This window comes from Mycobacterium sp. P2_H7 (genome assembly GCF_056403275.1).
In genome coordinates this window covers 127,276-144,270 of the sequence record NZ_JBFUFU010000011.1, presented here as the reverse complement: position 1 = coordinate 144,270, position 16,995 = coordinate 127,276, and the positions used below count along the sequence as shown (strand labels likewise).

At 68.9% G+C, this 16,995-nt stretch carries 17 protein-coding genes; 5 read left to right on the top strand and 12 right to left on the bottom strand.

The window, feature by feature from the left end; translation table 11 throughout:
• Positions 1-54: 54 nt before the first annotated feature.
• On the top strand, positions 55-714 hold the full coding sequence (locus tag AC1DY7_RS18705; RefSeq protein WP_477495193.1) for an ACT domain-containing protein: 660 nt from the start codon (positions 55-57) through the stop codon (positions 712-714).
• On the opposite strand, the gene ligA is transcribed toward AC1DY7_RS18705, so the two are convergent.
• Together ligA and AC1DY7_RS18695 are read right to left on the bottom strand one after the other, a co-directional pair.
• Positions 658-2,766 (bottom strand): NAD-dependent DNA ligase LigA, encoded by a 2,109-nt coding sequence (gene ligA / locus AC1DY7_RS18700; RefSeq protein ID WP_477495192.1) that lies wholly within the window; start codon positions 2,764-2,766, stop codon positions 658-660. The genes AC1DY7_RS18705 and ligA overlap by 57 nt on opposite strands.
• Positions 2,767-2,799: 33 nt before the next feature.
• Positions 2,800-3,390, bottom strand: coding sequence for a class I SAM-dependent methyltransferase (locus AC1DY7_RS18695; RefSeq protein WP_477495274.1), 591 nt, complete (start codon positions 3,388-3,390; stop codon positions 2,800-2,802).
• Between the two features lie 82 nt (positions 3,391-3,472).
• Here AC1DY7_RS18695 and AC1DY7_RS18690 point away from each other — a divergent pair, with 82 nt between their 5' ends.
• On the top strand, positions 3,473-3,868 hold the full coding sequence (locus AC1DY7_RS18690; RefSeq protein ID WP_477495191.1) for an MmcQ/YjbR family DNA-binding protein: 396 nt from the start codon (positions 3,473-3,475) through the stop codon (positions 3,866-3,868).
• A 9-nt stretch (positions 3,869-3,877) separates the two neighbouring features.
• Here the strand turns inward: AC1DY7_RS18690 and AC1DY7_RS18685 are convergent, their stop codons facing one another.
• The 4 genes from AC1DY7_RS18685 to AC1DY7_RS18670 all read right to left on the bottom strand — a co-directional run bounded on the left by AC1DY7_RS18685 (position 3,878) and on the right by AC1DY7_RS18670 (position 7,874).
• Positions 3,878-4,999 (bottom strand): DUF2235 domain-containing protein, encoded by a 1,122-nt coding sequence (locus AC1DY7_RS18685; RefSeq protein WP_477495190.1) that lies wholly within the window; start codon positions 4,997-4,999, stop codon positions 3,878-3,880.
• A gap of 98 nt (positions 5,000-5,097) precedes the next feature.
• Entirely contained in the window at positions 5,098-6,009 is a 912-nt protein-coding gene (locus tag AC1DY7_RS18680; RefSeq protein ID WP_477495189.1) for an alpha/beta fold hydrolase, read from the bottom strand.
• Between the two features lie 33 nt (positions 6,010-6,042).
• On the bottom strand, positions 6,043-6,810 hold the full coding sequence (locus tag AC1DY7_RS18675; RefSeq protein WP_477495188.1) for a hypothetical protein: 768 nt from the start codon (positions 6,808-6,810) through the stop codon (positions 6,043-6,045).
• A gap of 50 nt (positions 6,811-6,860) precedes the next feature.
• Entirely contained in the window at positions 6,861-7,874 is a 1,014-nt protein-coding gene (locus AC1DY7_RS18670; protein ID WP_477495187.1) for a uroporphyrinogen decarboxylase/cobalamine-independent methonine synthase family protein, read from the bottom strand.
• Between the two features lie 35 nt (positions 7,875-7,909).
• Here AC1DY7_RS18670 and AC1DY7_RS18665 point away from each other — a divergent pair, with 35 nt between their 5' ends.
• Positions 7,910-8,539 (top strand): sensor domain-containing protein, encoded by a 630-nt coding sequence (locus tag AC1DY7_RS18665; RefSeq protein WP_477495186.1) that lies wholly within the window; start codon positions 7,910-7,912, stop codon positions 8,537-8,539.
• Positions 8,540-8,542: 3 nt separating this feature from the next.
• On the opposite strand, the gene mnmA is transcribed toward AC1DY7_RS18665, so the two are convergent.
• From mnmA to AC1DY7_RS18635, 6 genes are all read right to left on the bottom strand, one after another.
• A complete protein-coding gene (mnmA, locus tag AC1DY7_RS18660) occupies positions 8,543-9,610 on the bottom strand; it encodes a tRNA 2-thiouridine(34) synthase MnmA (protein ID WP_477495185.1) in 1,068 nt (355 codons plus the stop codon).
• Positions 9,610-10,794, bottom strand: coding sequence for a cysteine desulfurase family protein (locus AC1DY7_RS18655; RefSeq protein ID WP_477495184.1), 1,185 nt, complete (start codon positions 10,792-10,794; stop codon positions 9,610-9,612). Before AC1DY7_RS18655 ends, mnmA begins: the two co-directional genes overlap by 1 nt.
• 47 nt (positions 10,795-10,841) lie before the next feature.
• The gene (locus AC1DY7_RS18650) at positions 10,842-11,696 is read right to left on the bottom strand and encodes a lysophospholipid acyltransferase family protein (protein ID WP_477495183.1); all 855 of its coding nucleotides are present in this window, start codon (positions 11,694-11,696) and stop codon (positions 10,842-10,844) included.
• A gap of 2 nt (positions 11,697-11,698) precedes the next feature.
• The gene (locus tag AC1DY7_RS18645) at positions 11,699-12,538 is read right to left on the bottom strand and encodes a GNAT family N-acetyltransferase (RefSeq protein WP_477495182.1); all 840 of its coding nucleotides are present in this window, start codon (positions 12,536-12,538) and stop codon (positions 11,699-11,701) included.
• Between the two features lie 138 nt (positions 12,539-12,676).
• On the bottom strand, positions 12,677-13,633 hold the full coding sequence (locus AC1DY7_RS18640; RefSeq protein WP_477495181.1) for an electron transfer flavoprotein subunit alpha/FixB family protein: 957 nt from the start codon (positions 13,631-13,633) through the stop codon (positions 12,677-12,679).
• A gap of 40 nt (positions 13,634-13,673) precedes the next feature.
• Positions 13,674-14,465: an electron transfer flavoprotein subunit beta/FixA family protein gene (locus AC1DY7_RS18635; protein ID WP_477495180.1), complete on the bottom strand. Its 792-nt coding sequence runs from the start codon at positions 14,463-14,465 to the stop codon at positions 13,674-13,676.
• Between the two features lie 197 nt (positions 14,466-14,662).
• On the opposite strand from AC1DY7_RS18635, the gene AC1DY7_RS18630 reads away from it, so the two are divergent.
• Positions 14,663-15,448 (top strand): class I SAM-dependent methyltransferase, encoded by a 786-nt coding sequence (locus AC1DY7_RS18630; protein ID WP_477495179.1) that lies wholly within the window; start codon positions 14,663-14,665, stop codon positions 15,446-15,448.
• On the top strand, positions 15,445-16,995 hold the full coding sequence (locus tag AC1DY7_RS18625; RefSeq protein ID WP_477495178.1) for a 1,4-alpha-glucan branching protein domain-containing protein: 1,551 nt from the start codon (positions 15,445-15,447) through the stop codon (positions 16,993-16,995). Before AC1DY7_RS18630 ends, AC1DY7_RS18625 begins: the two co-directional genes overlap by 4 nt.

Below are 16,995 nucleotides of genomic sequence, written 5' to 3'. Positions count from 1 at the left end.
CGTGACGGCGAGCTGGAAATGCCCCGCCCCGGCGGCTATGACAGGGTGTTGCGCGTGCCGTCATATCTGCTGCGGGTCCAGCTGGAGGACCGACCGGGCAGCCTCGGCTCGCTGGCCGTCGCGCTCGGGTCGGTGGGCGCCGACATCCTGTCCCTCGACGTCGTCGAGCGCGGAGCGGGCTACGCCATCGACGATCTGGTGGTCGACCTGCCCATCGGCGCCATGCCCGATTCGCTCATCACGGCCGCCGAACACATCCAGGGCGTCTACGTCGACAGCATCCGGCCCCATACCGGCCTGCTGGAGGCGCACCGCGAACTCGAGCTGATCGACCACATCGCCGCGGCTCACAACCGCCAGGACAAGTTACAGGTGCTGGCCGATGAGGCGCCGAAGGTGCTGCGGGTGGGCTGGTGCTCGGTGCTGCGCCGCACCGACGCCGGACTGGACACCATCGTCGGCAGCCCGGGAGCCCCCGAGACGCACGCGCAGAGCGCACCCTGGCTGCCCCTCGAGCACGCCGCGGTCCTCGACGGCACCGCACCGTGGGTGCCGCAGATCTGGCGCGACATCGACACCACCCTGACCGCCGCTCCCCTGGGCGACCACCACACCGCCGTGTTGCTGGGCCGCCCCGGCGGGCCCGCCTTTCGGCCGTCAGAGGTCGCCCGGCTCGGCTACCTCGCCGGCATCGTCGCCACCATCATCCGCTGACGGTTCGGGTCCGTCCGCCAGCAGCGCACGGAAACCGTCCTCGTCGAGCACCGGCACCCCGAGCTCGATTGCCTTGTCGTACTTGGAACCTGGGGCATCGCCGGCCACCACGTAGGCGGTCTTCTTCGACACCGAGCCGGCGGCCTTACCGCCGCGGGCCAGGATGGCCTCCTTGGCTTCATCCCGTGAGAACCCGGTCAGCGATCCGGTGACCACGATGGACAGCCCCTCCAGCGTCCGCTCGACACCCTCGTCGCGTTCGTCGGCCATCCGAACCCCGGCGGCCCGCCACTTCTCGACGATGGCGCGGTGCCAGTCCACGGTGAACCATTCGACGACCGCGGCCGCGATGGTCGGCCCGACGCCTTCGACGGCGGCGAGTTGCTCCTCGGAGGCAGTCACCACCGCGTCGAGGTTGCCGAATTCACCGGCCAGGGCGCGCGCCGCGGTGGGCCCGACGTGACGGATGGACAGCGCGACGAGCACCCGCCACAGCGGCTGGGATTTCGCCCTGCCGAGGTTGGCCAGCAGCCGCTTGCCGTTGGCCGACAACTCACCGGCTTTGGTGGTGAACAGGTTGGTGCGCAACAGATCTTCGGCCGCCAGGGTGAAGACGTCGCCTTCGTCTTCGATGGCCCCGGCCGACAACAGCGCGGTCGCCGCCTCGTAGCCCAGGCCCTCGATGTCGAACGCTCCGCGCCCGGCGACGTGGAACACCCGCTCACGCAACTGCGCCGGGCAACTGCGGGTGTTCGGGCAGCGGATGTCGGCGTCGCCCTCCTTGGCCGGCGCCAGCGTGGTGCCGCACTCGGGACATGTTGTGGGCATGACGAATTCGCGTTCGGTACCGTCACGCAGGTCGACCACCGGCGCGAGCACCTCGGGAATGACGTCGCCGGCCTTGCGGATCACCACGGTGTCACCGATGAGGACGCCCTTGCGTTTCACCTCCGAACCGTTGTGCAGGGTCGCCAGTCCGACGGTGGACCCGGCGACCTTGACCGGCTCCATGTAGGCGAACGGGGTGACCCGGCCGGTGCGGCCGACGTTGACCCTGATGTCGAGCAGCTTGGTGGTGACCTCTTCGGGCGGGTACTTGTAGGCCACCGCCCAGCGCGGTGCGCGGGAGGTGGAGCCGAGCCGGCGCTGCAACGCCACCTGGTCGACTTTGACCACCAGGCCGTCGATTTCGTGTTCCACGTCGTGGCGGTGCTCACCCCAGTAGGCGATCCGCTCGGCCACCGCTGCGATGCCCTGCACGCGGGTGGTGTGCGTCGAGACGGGTAGCCCCCACGCACCCAGCGCCCGGTAGGCGTCGTGCAGCGAGGGGAACGTCGCGCCGTCCACCTGGCCCAGCCCGTGGCAGATCATCCGCAACCGGCGCCGCGCAGTGACGGCCGGGTTCTTCTGGCGCAGCGACCCGGCGGCACTGTTGCGGGGATTGGCGAACGGCGCCTTGCCCTCAGCCACCAAGCCGGCATTGAGGTCTTCGAAGTCGGTGAGCCGGAAGAACACCTCACCGCGCACCTCGAGGACGGCGGGCAGCGGGAACTCCTCGGATTCGGTGAGCCGCTCCGGGATGTCGGTGATGGTGCGGGCGTTGAGGGTGACATCCTCACCGGTGCGGCCGTCCCCGCGCGTCGCCGCCCGGACCAGCTTGCCGTCGCGGTAGACCAGGGCCAGTGCGACACCGTCGATCTTGAGCTCACACAGATACTCGGTGTTCTCACCGGTCTCGGCGCTGATCCGGGCGGCCCATGCGGACAGCTCGTCACTGTCGAAGACGTTGTCCAAGGACAACATCCGCTCCAGGTGGTCGGCGGAGCCGAAGTCGGTGGCGAAACCCGCGCCACCGACCAGCTGCGTCGGCGAGTCGGGCGTGCGCAGCTCGGGGTGCGCTTCCTCCAGGGACTGCAGCTCACGCAGCAGCGTGTCGAATTCGGCATCGGAGACGACGGGAGCGTCTTTGACGTAATAGCGGAATTGGTGGCCCCGCACCTCTTCGGCCAGTTCCTGCCAGCGTCCACGCACCTCAGAGTCCGATGAGCTCACGCTCACGAGGCTAGTCGAGCGCTCCGACAGGTCTCACAAGGTCGGCCACAGCCGGAACCGCACCACGTCGCGCCAGGTGGTGCCTTCCCAACCCTGCAGCACGAACCCGTGCGGTTCGACGAGCTCGCGCAGGCTCTGCACGCTCTGGCGGTCAGGATCGGGGAATGCCTCGACGAACACCAGAAGGCCGCCCGGGCGCAGCACCCGGCGCAGTCCACGGATGCAGATGTCCTTGTCCGGCACCTCGCCGAGCACCGCCGCCAGGAATGCCACGTCGAAGCTGTCGTCGTCGAACGGCAGTCCCGCGCTCGCGTCACCGGAATGGAATTCGGCATTGTGGCAGCCGGCCGCGTCGAGGGCGCTACGCGCCTTGTCCAGCATCTGCGGCTGCACGTCGAACAGGTGCAGCCGACCGGCCGGTACCCGCTTGGCGATCTCGGTACTGAAATAGCCAGGGCCAGGGCCGATTTCGAGCACCCGCTCATCGCCGGCGAGCAGCAGCCCGTCGATGACGGCACCGGGTCGGCCGATCCGGCGGCGGATGGGATTGTTCAGAAAGATCGAGGCCCAGTGCGGGTACGGGAAATCCCCGGCCTTGCGGGTCTGATGTATCACGGTGTCCAGCCACGATGTCGGCATCTCACCCTCCTCAGCTGCGTAAGTAAGGCGACCCTAACCCAGTGATGGGCCGGATAGACTCCTACCTGTGCCGCATCCCGTGATGTTCAGCGATGACGACTTCGGACTGGCCGAGATCCGCGAGATCGCGCTCGCCTTCCCCACCGCCTTCGAGAAGGTCTCGTGGGGTCGCCCGGTGTTCTGCGCGCCGAAGATGTTCGCGATGTTCGGCGGCAACGTCAAAGGTGAGGACGGGATGATCCCCTACCCCAGCTCGCTCCTGATCAAGGTCGACGACTCCGATCGCCGCGCACTGGAGGCGGACAGCCGATTCTTTTTCCCGGCCTACATGGGGCCGTTCGGCTGGCTGGGCCTGGACCTGACGGCGGGCAGGGTCGACTGGACCGAGGTCCGCGAACTCGTCGATGCGTCGTTCCGGCTCATCGCCGCCAAGAAGCTGATCCGGCAGCTCGATGACCGTTGAGCCCGCGCGTCATACGCGGATGTCGTCGAGCCGTCGGTCCGGCACCCCGCCCACTTCGGTCTCCCGATGATCGGGGCGCCTGAGATAGTCGACGAGGCCACCCGGCGCATATCCGGCGAGATGGCTGTGCCGGAACACCGCACTGGAGGCGACTGATTCGTGACCGCGTGTGGCAGCACCGATTTTCCGGTGAAACGGTCCGATCCATCGATATAGGCCCTTGCGGGAATCCTCGAATGCGCCGTTGGGATGGGGAGCCACGCATATCTGTGCGCGAGTGGCTTCTTCAGCAGTCAGCGGGTCCGAAGCCGAACACCGGGTGAACGCATCTTCCCGGTAACTCAACCCGCGAGCTCCTGCCCTGTGCGCCATCCACAACAAGGGGATATCGCTGAGGCTGCGCTCGACACTGCCGCCACCAACGTCACAGTGCGCGCCACTGAACCAAACCTGTTCGACGACTTGATCTTCGGGTGGCGGGCTCTGTTGCGACCACAACGTGGGCCGGAACGGGCCGCGTTGTTCGTCGATGGAGACCGCGTGAAATGCGGCATCCACGGTGGTGCTCAGATCTGTATCGTGAAATTGCCAGCGCCGGTTCAGCCAACTGATCACGTGCAAGCCATCGACGGGAACACCCAACGCGCCCACTGTGTCCCAGACTCCGATGAACCGAATCCGTGACTCGTAGGAGTAGGAGCGCCGGAAGATCGTCGCTGCGAGGCTGCGGGGATGTTTGTTCCGGTCGCGGTACAGCTTGTACGCCTCGTCGATGCGACCTTCCTCCTGGCGGCGCAGAATGCCGCAGTTGCGTACGAAACCTGCTGTGCTGCGGGCGGTGAAGGCGCCGCGACTGAACCCGAAGAAGTACAGCCGATCGCCCGGATCGTAGTTCTGCACCAGGAATCGGTAGGTGTCGCGGACATCTCGTGAGAGGCCGAAGCCGAAAGCCCCGCCGCGCAACCGCTCCCGCGGACTGGACCCGACTCCCTGATGATAGAAGACACGCTGCTCCCGCCCGCGATCGTCCACGTCGGCAAGGGCCAGCGCCATTTTGGTGACGTTGGTCGGACTCTTCTGATCGGGCGTGTTCCACGTGCCGTCACAACAAATGACCAGACTCTTCGACATCGCCATTCCCCCTGGACACGATTGATCGGTATGTCCACGATGAACTGCGGGTCGGAAGCGACGATGAGTAATCCGATACCTGTGTTGCCGATATCGGGTCAGGCGGTCTTGTCGGCGTCCGCGCCCAGAGTCAGGAACGTGCGCAACCTGTCGAGCACCAATTCCGGACGCTCCTCGATGATCCAGTGCCCGGCACCGGGCACCAGTTCCAGCTCGAAATTCGAGCAGTGCTCGGGCAGCACCCGCAGCAGTTCCGGCGTCAGCACGGAGTCCGCAGTGCCGTGCAGCCACCGCACCGGCACGGTCACGTGATACTGGTCGAATTCGCCGCGCATCCACCGGGACGCCTCGCGGGTCTGGAAGGTGCGGTACCACTTCGAGCCTGCCAGAGCATATTTCGGCCGCGACATGCACGCCCGGTAGAAATCCATGTCCTCCTCCGGGGTTTCGAACTCGCCACCCACCCAGGAGCCCAGCAGCCGGAAGAAACGCATCTTCGGGTCGGCGATCACCCGCGGTCCGATGACCGGCAGCAGCATCGGGATCTGGTACCACATCCGCCACAGGTTGACGAAGGCCGTGAGATCGCGTTTGAGCCATGGGACGGCGGTGTTGATACCCATGAACGACGCCACCTTCTCGGGATGGCGCAACATGAAGATGGTGGCGACGGGGCCGCCCCAGTCGTGCGCGACCAGGCGCACCGGGCCGACACCGAGGCGGTCGACGACCCCGGCCAGATCATCGGCGAGGTCGTTCTTGAAGTAGTGGTCGCCCGGCGGGGTCGAACTCCAGCCCGCGCCCCGCAGGTCCGGGCACAGCACCCGGTAACCGTCCGCGGCCAGCGGCTCGATATGGCGCCGCCACTCCCACCAGTTCTGCGGGAAGCCGTGCACCAGCATCATGGGCGGCCCATCCTCGGGGCCGGCCTCGGCGACGTGAATCGTCACGCCGTCGCCGAGATCGAGGTAGCGGTGCTGCACGCCGGGGAGATCGGGCGGGTTGTCCATAGGGACAACCTACGGTATCCGGTACCGCCGGTACTAGTGCACCGCGAGATGGGACGCCGACTTCGCGGCCCGGGCCTGCCGGTACCCCAGCGCCGCGCCGCCGAGCGGAATGAGCAGGAGACCGGCGAGGCCGAACCAGGACGTCATCGGCTGCCCGGGACGCGCGCTGTCCCAGCCGCTGGACGCCGAAAGGTCCAGCCGTGCGCGCGGCCTGTCCACGGCCTGCGGTATGCCCAGTGGCACAGGCGCCGGTACCACCATCGCCGGCAATGCGACGGTGACGCCCTGTTGCGGCAGCGAAACAATGGGGTGGATCGCGCCCTCACCGGGAGTGCGCCCGTTGCCGAAGGTCACCTTCGGGGCCACGAGGTCGGGCGCGGCCGCGAGCACACCAGAGCCCGACGATGCACCGGCATCGGCGGCAGACGCGCTGGTTGTCGGCGTCGGCGCCTCGGAATCGCCCGTGCTCGCCACCGCCTGCGGTGCGCGACTCGCAGTAGTGGCAGTGGTGGCTGCGGGGCGACTGGTGCCGCCGCTGTTGGTGGTGCTGGTGGCTTTGCCACTGTCCTCGCCACGGCCAAATCCGTTGCTTTCGCCCCGACGGGAATCGTTGCGGGGTCGATCGTTGCGGGATCCGTCGTCGCGGCCCTGGTTGCCGCCGCGGTCCGAATCGCGGCCACCGTGCGAATGACTCGAATCACCGGGCCGGGCCACGGCGGTCGCCGCCGTAGGCCCGCTGAACAGCACGAATGCGGCGAGCGCGGTGGCACTCGCCGCTACTGCACGCTTCGCTCGATGCACAGGACTCCCCACAGTCTTCCCTCACCATACTGTGAACCGATGTTTGCGGACTAGATTGCGTCGGGATCCTGACGCAGACCGTCCGCCGCCTTCTGCGCCAGTCCGATCGCCGTCCGCGCCCAGTCCACCGTGGCGCCGGCCAGGCCACAGGCGGGCGTGATGCCGATCCTGTCGCGCAGCACCGTGCGCGCAAAGCCCAACCGGTCGGTGATCTTCGCCGCCGCGGCCGCCACCTGCTCGGCTGTGGGCCGGGTCAGCGGAGCGGCTGACGGCACGACGCCGAGCAAGACGGTGCGGCCCGACTCCACGAACTCCCCGACCCCGTCCAGGTCGGCCACTCCCAGCACCGCAACATCAACGGATACCCCACCAATTGCACTGTCCTGCAACATTTTCCATGGAATATCCGAGGCGCAGCAGTGCAGTAGCACTTCACCGCCGATGCGTTGGGCGCATTCGTCGAGCAATGCCCCGGCCACCGGTGCGTCGACGGGATGCACCGAGGACAGGCTCGTCACCCCGGTGAGCCGGCCGGCCAGCGCCGCGGGCAAGGACGGCTCGTCGAACTGGACCACCACCTCGGCGCCGATCCGGCGGGCCACTGTGGCGCGATGCGCGGCGACCCCCTCGGCCAGCGATCCGGCGAGATCGCGCAGCGCTCCGGGATCGGTGATCGCGCGGTGTCCATTGGACAACTCCACCTGGGCGGCCAGCGTGATCGGACCGGGCACCTGCACCTTGACGGTGCGTCCCGACACACCCCGCAGGCCGGCCTTCTCCCAGGCCTCCTCCAGGGCGTCCAGATCTTCGTCGAGCAGGCTGACCGCGCGGCGCTGCACGGCGCTGCGGCCAGGGGTGATGCGGTAGGCCCGCGGTGCGGTGTCCATCCCGATGTCGACCAGCAGGGCGCCCGCCCGGCCGATCAGATCGGCCCCGATTCCGCGGGCGGGTAGTTCGGCCAGATGCGGCAGCGTGTGTAGTTCGCCGACGATCACCGCCGCCGCCTCGCGCGCGGATGTACCGGGCCAGGATCCGATGCCGGTCGCGCTGGCGAAAATACTCACGCGGCCAACAGTATTCGATGGGTTAACCTGCACGGGTGCGGGCCTTGGCGACGGCGGTGGGGATCCTGCTGCTCGCCGGGTGCAGCCAGACCGTCACAGGTGAGGCCCACCGCACCGTGCCCGGTCTCGATGACGGGTCCCGCTCTCCCGTCGACGTCGAGGCCGTCATCCTGGATCAGTCCCGGATGCGCGCCCTCACGGGCGCCGGCGAGGACCTGACCATCGTCCCGACCATGGACGGCAAGCTTCCGGTGGACATCGACGCGCTCGCGGCGACGGTGCCCGACGTCTGTGCCTGGCTGTTCGCCGAGACCCAGACCTTCGGTACCGAGGTCGAGGAGTTCCACAAGACGACCTTCCAGAACCCGCCCGCCGGCGGACTGATCTCCGAGGCCGTCGCCGCCTATCGTGACGAACCCACCGCGCGACGCGCCTTCGCCGACCTCGTCGGCCGGATCGACGGCTGCGCCGAGACCCCCGCCGGTCCACGGCTGGTCGGCGACACCGACATCACCGCCGAGACCGCGCGAACCCGCACACCCGGTGGGTGCGGGCGCGACTATCGAGTGAAATCTGTGGTGCTCGCCGAGGTCACGGCGTGCCGGTTCTCGCCGGCGATCCCGGAGCTGGTGCTGACGAACCTGCTGGACAACGTGCCCGGCTGAAAGTCAGCGCACGATGGTGGCGCTGCCGAGGACCTCGTCGCCCGCCGGATCGGTGCGGTAGAGCACCATCGTCTGGCCGGGCGCCACACCACGAAGCGGGGTGCGCAGCTCGGCGTGCAGTTCACCGTCGCGCAGCTCGACGACCGCCTCCACCAGGCCGCCGTGGGCGCGGACCTGCAGGACGCATTCCACCGGCCCGTCGAACGCCGTTCCGGAGGTGAACACCGGCTTCTCGCCGCGCAGCGTCGACACCTCGAGGTCGACGGCCGCACCCACCCGCACCGTGCCGGTCTCGGCGTCGATCCCCGTGACGTAGCGGGGCGCACCGTCGGGACCAGGTCCGGCGATACCGAGACCCTTGCGCTGGCCGATGGTGAAACCGTGCACACCGTCGTGCTCGGCGAGCACGGCGCCACCGGCGTCGACGACGGCGCCGGGCCGGATGCCGATCTTGGCGCCCAGGAATGCCTGGGTGTCACCGGACGGGATGAAGCAGATGTCATGGCTGTCCGGCTTGTCCGCCACCGCCAGGCCGCGCTGGGCGGCCTCCTCGCGAATTCGCGGCTTGGCGGTGTCGCCCACCGGGAACAGCGCGTGGCGCAGCTGTTCGGCGGTCAGCACGGCCAGCACGTAGGACTGGTCCTTGTCGGCGTCCACCGCTCGGCGCAGCCGGCCGCCGTCCAGGCGCGCGTAGTGTCCTGTGGCCACCGCGTCGAAGCCCAGGGCCAGCGCGCGCGCCGAAAGAGCCGAGAATTTGATCTTCTCGTTGCAGCGCACGCACGGGTTCGGGGTCTCACCCCGCGCGTAGGACTCGACGAAGTCGTCGATCACGTCTTCTTTGAAGCGGTCGGCGAAATCCCACACGTAGAACGGGATGTTGAGGATGTCGGCGACGCGACGGGCGTCCCCGGCGTCCTCTTTCGAGCAGCATCCGCGCGATCCGGTGCGCAAGGTGCCGGGCGTGCTGGACAGTGCGAGGTGCACGCCGACGACGTCGTGGCCCGCGTCGACCATCCGCGCGGCCGCCACCGAGGAATCGACACCGCCGCTCATCGCGACCAGGACGCGCATCACGCCACCCCGGCGCTGGCCAGCGCCGCCGCCCGGGCCCGCTGCACCGCGGCGGGCAGCGCCTCCAGGGCGGCGTCCACATCGGCATCGGTACTCGTGTGCCCCAACGACAGTCGCAAGGATCCGCGGGCGGTGGCCGGTTCGGCGCCCATGGCCAGCAGCACATGCGAGGGCTGGGCCACGCCTGCCGTGCAGGCCGACCCGGTGGAACACTCGATTCCCTTGGCGTCCAGCAACATCAGCAGCGAATCACCTTCGCAACCGCGAAAGGTGAAGTGCGCGTTGCCGGGCAGCCGTGCGTCGCCGAGCGCGCCGTTGACATCCACATCCTCGATGGCGGCGCGCACACCGTCGATCAGCCGGTCACGCAGCGCGCGGACCCGTCCGCTGGTGGCTTCCAGTCCCTCGACCGCCACCCGAGCGGCCGCAGCCATGGCCACGACACCGGCGACATCCGGTGTGCCCGAACGCACATCGCGTTCCTGCCCGCCGCCGTGCAGCAGCGGCACACACGCCGTGTCGCGGCGCAGCAGCAACGCACCGACCCCGGTCGGGCCACCGAACTTGTGCGCGGCGACCGACAGTGCCGACAAACCGCTGGCCGCGAAGTCGACCGGGATGTGGCCGACGGCCTGGATCGCGTCGCTGTGCATCGGGATGTCGAATTCCGCTGCGATGCTGGCCAATTCAGTGATCGGCAGGATGGTGCCGACCTCGTTGTTGGCCCACATCGCGGTGATCAGGGCGATGTCGTCATGCTCGGCCAGTACCGCGCGCAACGCCTCGGGCGACACCACGCCGTCCGCGCCGACCGGCAGCCACGTGACCTCGGCGCCTTCGTGTTCCACCAGCCATTCGACGGCGTCCAGGACGGCGTGGTGCTCGATCGGCGTCGTGACGATCCGGCGCCGGTGCGACTCGGCGTCGCGCCGGGCCCAGTAGATGCCTTTGACCGCGAGGTTGTCGCTGTCGGTGCCGCCCGCGGTGAAGATGACCTCCGACGGCCGCGCACCGAGCAAGCCGGCCAGCGCTTCGCGGGCCTCCTCCATCCGGCGCCGCGCCGCGCGACCCGCGGTGTGCAGCGAGGACGCGTTGCCGACCGTCGCGAGCACGGCGGTCATCGCCTCGATGGCAGCAGGGTGCATCGGGGTGGTCGCGGCATGGTCGAGGTAGACGGCGGTCATAGCCTGTCCAGGATAACCGCCCGCAGATGGCCCCCCGGCGGCGCAGGTCAGGCCGCTACCGTTTCCCCCGTCGCCGGACTCTCCGGCGCCGCGTGCCCGTGCACCCGGTGGCCCGTCTCGCCGCGCACGGCAGCCTCACACCGCGCCTTGAGCTCGCGCCGCGACGTCCCCGGCAGCTCCAGCGAGGGCACCCGCACGTGCACCACGGTGCGTCGGGCGGTGACCAGGCGCCGGATCGACGTCAGCAGCGTGTCCTCGCCGATGTAGGCCGGCACGGTGGACGGGCTGCCGTCGCGGTGGTGGTAAGTCAGCCGCAGCGGCTGCACCGGCCGCGCGGCGTCGACCGCCGCCTGGAACATGGCCGGCCGGAACTCGCCGTAGCCCAGCCCGCACCACGTGGTGCCTTCCGGGAAGGCCACCACGGTCTGTCCGTTGCGCAACCGGGCCGCCACCGCGTTGACCACGGCGGGCAACCGGCGCAGGCTCTCCCGTTCGATGGGGATGACCTTCATGATCCGGGCCAGCACACCGAGGGCCGGCCAGTCGATCAGGTCGGCGCGCGCCACGAAGGAGCCCGGCATGACGGCCCCGATGGCGAAGATGTCCACCCAGGACACGTGCCCGCTGACCACCAGCACGCCGCGCAGGTTACGAATCGGGCCGCCGGACACGGTGATTCGCACCCCGATGCAACGCAACATGAGCCGGCAGTACCCGCGCTGCAGATGCGAGCGGCCGGGAAGCGGGACCGCGAGGATGGGCACCGCCAAAATCAGCAGCAGTGCCGCCGTCACCCGAAGCGTGGTGCGCACCCACACCATGGGGCGCGGGCCCACCGGAGCGGAGCCGGCGTGCATGCAACTGTCGTCGCAGGAGGCCTGCGGCAGCCAGGAATGGCTCATGGTCAGGCTCCCGTCTCGGTGGCCTGCGAGACCGACCGCAGGCGTTTCAGGTACCGCACATCGGCTTTGCGTTTGTCGAGCAGCGCCGGGAAGTCGCCGACCCCGAAGTCGGGATCGTGGGCGGGTTCGCCGCACACCTCGGCGCCCAGGCGCAGATACCCGCGCATCAGCGCCGGGACGCTGACCCGGGCGGGTGGGTCGATCTCGTCGAGCGTGCGCCCGTCGATGGTCACCGGCCGGTAGGGGTGCACCGTGAACTCCGCGGGCGCGCTGTGGCGGCGCAGGACGAAGTCGCGGACCCCGCGCAGCTGGCTACCCGGATCTTCACCTTCAGGGTGCGTGGGCACCGACACGCAGCCGGTGACGTAGTCGTAGCCGCAGCGGTCCAGGTAGGCCAGGATGCCCGCCCACATGAGCAGCACCACGGCGCCGTTGCGGTGATCGGCGCGCACCACCGCGCGCCCCATCTCGACCAGGGAGGGCCGCAGCGTGTCGAGCGCGCTGACGTCGAATTCGGTGGCGGTGTAGAGGCTGCCCGCGGCGATCGCGCCGGGCGGCGGGAGCATCCGGTAGCAGCCGACCAGTTCGCCGGACCCGTCCTCGCGCACCAGCAGGTGATCGCAGTACTGGTCGAAGCGGTCGGCGTCCAGACCGTCGGCGGTCGAGGTCAGGGTGAACCCGGGTTCGGAGGTGAACACGTCATGGCGGAGACGCTGCGCGGCTTCGATGTCGCAGGCGTCGGTGGACAGCAGCAGGGTGTAGCGCGGTCCGTGGGTCGCTGAACCCTCAGCGGCCATCTGATCGGTGTCATCGGCCGGTATGAGTACAGATGCGGTGCTCATAGTCAGCACGGTCGCCCAGTCGGGTCTCGAGGCGGCATCGCTGGCGTGACGTGTCCGTGCACGCCACGTGAACACCGTGGGCAAACACAAAACTGCCCCGAAACCGAGGTTTCGGGGCAGTTTCGAAGTGCTGACGGACTAGCCCTTACGAGCCTTGACGGCGTCGGTGAGCTGCGGGGTGACCTTGAACAGGTCGCCCACGATGCCGAGGTCGGCGATCTCGAAGATCGGCGCCTCTTCGTCCTTGTTGACCGCGATGATCGTCTTGGACGTCTGCATACCGGCCCGGTGCTGGATCGCGCCCGAGATGCCCAGCGCGATGTAGAGCTGCGGCGACACGGTCTTGCCGGTCTGGCCGACCTGGAACTGGCCCGGGTAGTAACCCGAGTCCACCGCGGCACGCGAGGCGCCAACGGCGGCACCGAGCGAGTCGGCGAGGTCCTCGACGACCTTGAAGTTCTCTTCGCTGCCGACACCACGGCCACCGGCGACCACGACGCTGGCCTCGGTGAGCTCCGGACGGTCGCCACCGACGACCGGCTCGCGGGACGTGATCTTGGTCGCATTTTCGGCCTGGGCCGGAACCTCGACGTCGACGACCTCACCGGCACCGTCGGCCGGCTCGGCCTCGATGGCACCCGGACGGATCGTGATCACCGGCATTTCACCCGTGGCCTCGGCCTCCACGGTGAACGCGCCACCGAAGATGGAGTAGACGCCCACGCCGCCGTCCTTGAGGCCGACGATGTCGACGAACAGACCCGAGCCCAGGCGCGCGGCCAGCCGGCCGGCGACCTCTTTGCCCTCGGCGTTGGCGGCGACGACCACGGCGGCCGGGGCGGCCGACTCGGTCAGCGCGGCCAGCACATCGACCTTCGGGGTGACCAGGTAGCTCTCCACGTCGGCCGACTCGGCGACGTAGATCTTGGCGGCACCGGCGGCCTTGAGGCCGTCGGCCAGTCCGGCGGCGGTCCCGGGAGCACCCACCACGACGGCGGACGGTTCGCCCAGGACGCGGGCGGCGGTGATGAGTTCGGTGCTGACCTTCTTCAGCGCACCATCGGCGTGCTCGACGAGCACAAGTACTTCAGCCATGAATGTGTCCTTATGTGAGTGAGAAGAGTGGGATCGGCGACTAGATCAGCTTCTGGGCAACCAGGTACTCGGCGACCTTGCTGCCGCCCTCGCCCTCGTCGGTGACCTTCTCGCCTGCGGTCTTCGGCGGCTTCGGGGTGGACGACAGCACCTTGGTGCCGGCGTTGGCCACGCCCACCTCGTCCGCCTCGACACCGATCTCGGCCAGCGTCAGGACGGTGACTTCCTTCTTCTTCGCGGCCATGATGCCCTTGAAGGACGGGAAGCGCGGCTCGTTGATCTTCTCGTTCACGCTGACCACGGCGGGCAGCGTCGCTTCGAGGCCGAAGACGCCGTCATCGGTCTCACGCTCGGCGGTGACCTTGCCGCCCTCGACGTTGAGCTTGCGCACGTGGGTCAGCTGCGGCAGGCCGAGGTACTCGGCGATGACCGCGGGGACCGCGCCGCCGACGCCGTCGGTGGCCTCGTTACCGGCGATGACCAGTTCGGTGCCCTCGATGGTGCCCAGCGCACGGGCCAGGGCCCAGCCGGTCTGGATCAGGTCGGAGCCGTGCAGGCCGTCGTCCTTGAGGTGGACCGCTTTGTCGGCACCCATGGACAGGGCCTTGCGGATGGCTTCGGTGGCACGCTCGGGACCAGCGGTCAGCACGGTCACCGTGCTGTCGCCGCCCTCACGCTCCTTGATCAGCAGCGCTTCTTCGACCGCGCGCTCGTTGATCTCGTCGAGAACGGCGTCGGCCGCTTCCCGGTCGAGGGTGTAGTCGCCGTCGGTGAGCTTGCGCTCCGACCAGGTGTCAGGGACCTGCTTGATCAGGACCACGATGTTCGTCATGACTGTGGTTCGTCCTCCTCGATGAGGCCGGCAGCCGGCCTGGGCATATCACGTTTCTTGTAACGGCCACCAGGTTACTCGCCGGTAACTTTGACGGCACGCAAGGACACCATAACCGGTCAGTTGGTTCGCTCAGACCCCACGGTCGCCAGGGCATCCGTTCGCGAACTGGCCATTACGGGTTAGCCTGCCTTCCAATGAGCACATTCGGTTCGGTCGACAACCCGGGCGCGCAGCCATCCCTGCCGCTGACGGGGGAACGCACCATCCCCGGCCTGGCCGAGGAGAATTACTGGTTTCGCCGGCACGAGGTCGTCTACCAGCGCCTCGCTGAACGCTGCGCCGGGCGCGACGTCCTGGAGGCCGGCCCCGGCGAGGGGTACGGCGCTGATTTGATCTCCGGGATCGCCCGGCAGGTCATCGGCGTGGACTATGACGAATCCGCGGTGGCGCACATCCGGGCCCGCTACCCGCGGGTGCGGATGCACCTGGGCAACCTCGCCGAGCTGCCACTGGCCGACGCCTCGGTGGACGTGGTGGTGAACTTCCAGGTCATCGAGCACCTGTGGGATCAGGGCCAATTCGTGGCCGAATGTCTGCGGGTGCTCCGGCCGGGCGGGGTGCTGCTGATGTCCACCCCCAACCGGATCACCTTCTCCCCCGGCCGCGACACCCCGCTGAACCCGTTCCACACCCGCGAGCTCAACGCCGCCGAGCTCACCGAGCTGCTGGAGCTGGGCGGGTTCACGATGGAGGCGATGCTCGGGGTTTTCCATGGGCCAGGGCTGCAGGCCATCGACGCCCGGCACGGGGGATCGATCATCGATGCGCAGATCGCCCGCGCGGTCGCCGACGCTGCGTGGTCGGACGAACTGTTGGCCGACGTCGCCGCGGTGAGCGTCGACGACTTCGACCTGCTTGGCGCCGACGCATCCGACATCGACGACAGCCTCGACCTGGTGGCGATCGCGACCCGGCCATGAGCGAGTGCGACCATCGGCAGGTTCCGGGCCAGTTCACCCTGGTCCTACACACCCACCTGCCCTGGTTGGCCCACCACGGCCGCTGGCCGGTCGGCGAGGAATGGCTCTACCAGTCGTGGGCGGCGGCATACCTGCCGCTGATACGGGTGCTGCGCACGCTGGCAGCCGAGGGCCGCGGGCACCTGGTGAGCCTCGGGATGACCCCGGTGGTCACCGCCCAGTTGGACGACCCGTACTGCCTGACCGGGATGCACCACTGGCTGGCGAACTGGCAGCTGCGCGCACTCGAAGCCACCACCGTGAAGTCCGGCACGGCCTTCGCCGCGCCAGAAGCCATGCGCCAGTTCGGCATTCACGAGTTCGAAGCGGCCGAACGCGCGCTCGACGAGTTCACCTCGCTCTGGGCGCACGGCGCCAGCCCGCTGCTGCGTCAACTCATCGACGCCGGCACCATCGAACTGCTGGGTGGCCCGCTGGCCCACCCCTTCCAGCCGCTGCTGAATCCCCGGCTGCGCGATTTCGCGCTGCGCGAGGGCCTGGCCGACGCCCGGTACCGGTTCGCGCACACCCCCAAGGGCATCTGGGCCCCCGAATGCGCGTACGCGCCGGGGATGGAAAACGGTTATGCGGCAGCGGGTGTCAGCCATTTCATGGTCGACGGCCCGTCGCTGCACGGCGATACCGCCATGGGACGTCCGGTCGGCGACTCGAACGTCGTCGCCTTCGGCCGCGATCTGCAGGTCAGCTACCGGGTGTGGTCGCCCAAGTCGGGCTACCCCGGACATGCCGCCTACCGCGACTTCCACACCTACGACCACGTGACCGGGCTCAAGCCGGCGCGGGTGACCGGCCGCAACGTCCCCTCCGCCGAGAAGGCCCCCTACGACCCGCTCCGCGCGGACCGCGCGGTGGATGCCCATGTGGCCGATTTCGTCGAGATGGTGCGCCGCAGGCTGATCGACGAGGCCGACCGCACCGGGCGCCCCGCGCATGTGGTGGCGGCCTTCGACACCGAACTTTTCGGCCATTGGTGGCACGAGGGCCCGCTCTGGCTGGAGCGGTTGCTGCGGGCACTGCCCGAGGCCGGGGTCCGGGTCGGCACGTTGTCGGACGCCATCGATGCCGGGTTCGTCGGCGCACCGGTCGAATTGCCGCCCAGCTCTTGGGGTTCGGGCAAGGACTGGCAGGTCTGGAACGGCGAGCAGGTGACCGACCTGGTGCAACTCAACGCCGAGGTCGTCGACACCGCGCTGGCCGCGGTGGACAAGGCGCTGGACCAGACCGAGGCACCGCACACCCGCGATCGGGTGGCTGACCAGATCCTGCGCGAGACGCTGTTGACGGTGTCCAGCGACTGGCCGTTCATGGTGAGCAAGGACTCGGCGGCCGAATACGCCCGCTACCGTGCACATCTGCATGCGCACGCCACCCGCGAGATCTCGGGGGCGCTGGCATCCGGACGCCGCGATCACGCAGAGCGCCTGGCCCAGGACTGGAACCGCGCCGACGGGTTGTTCGGTGCTCTCGATGCGAGGCGGCTACGGTGA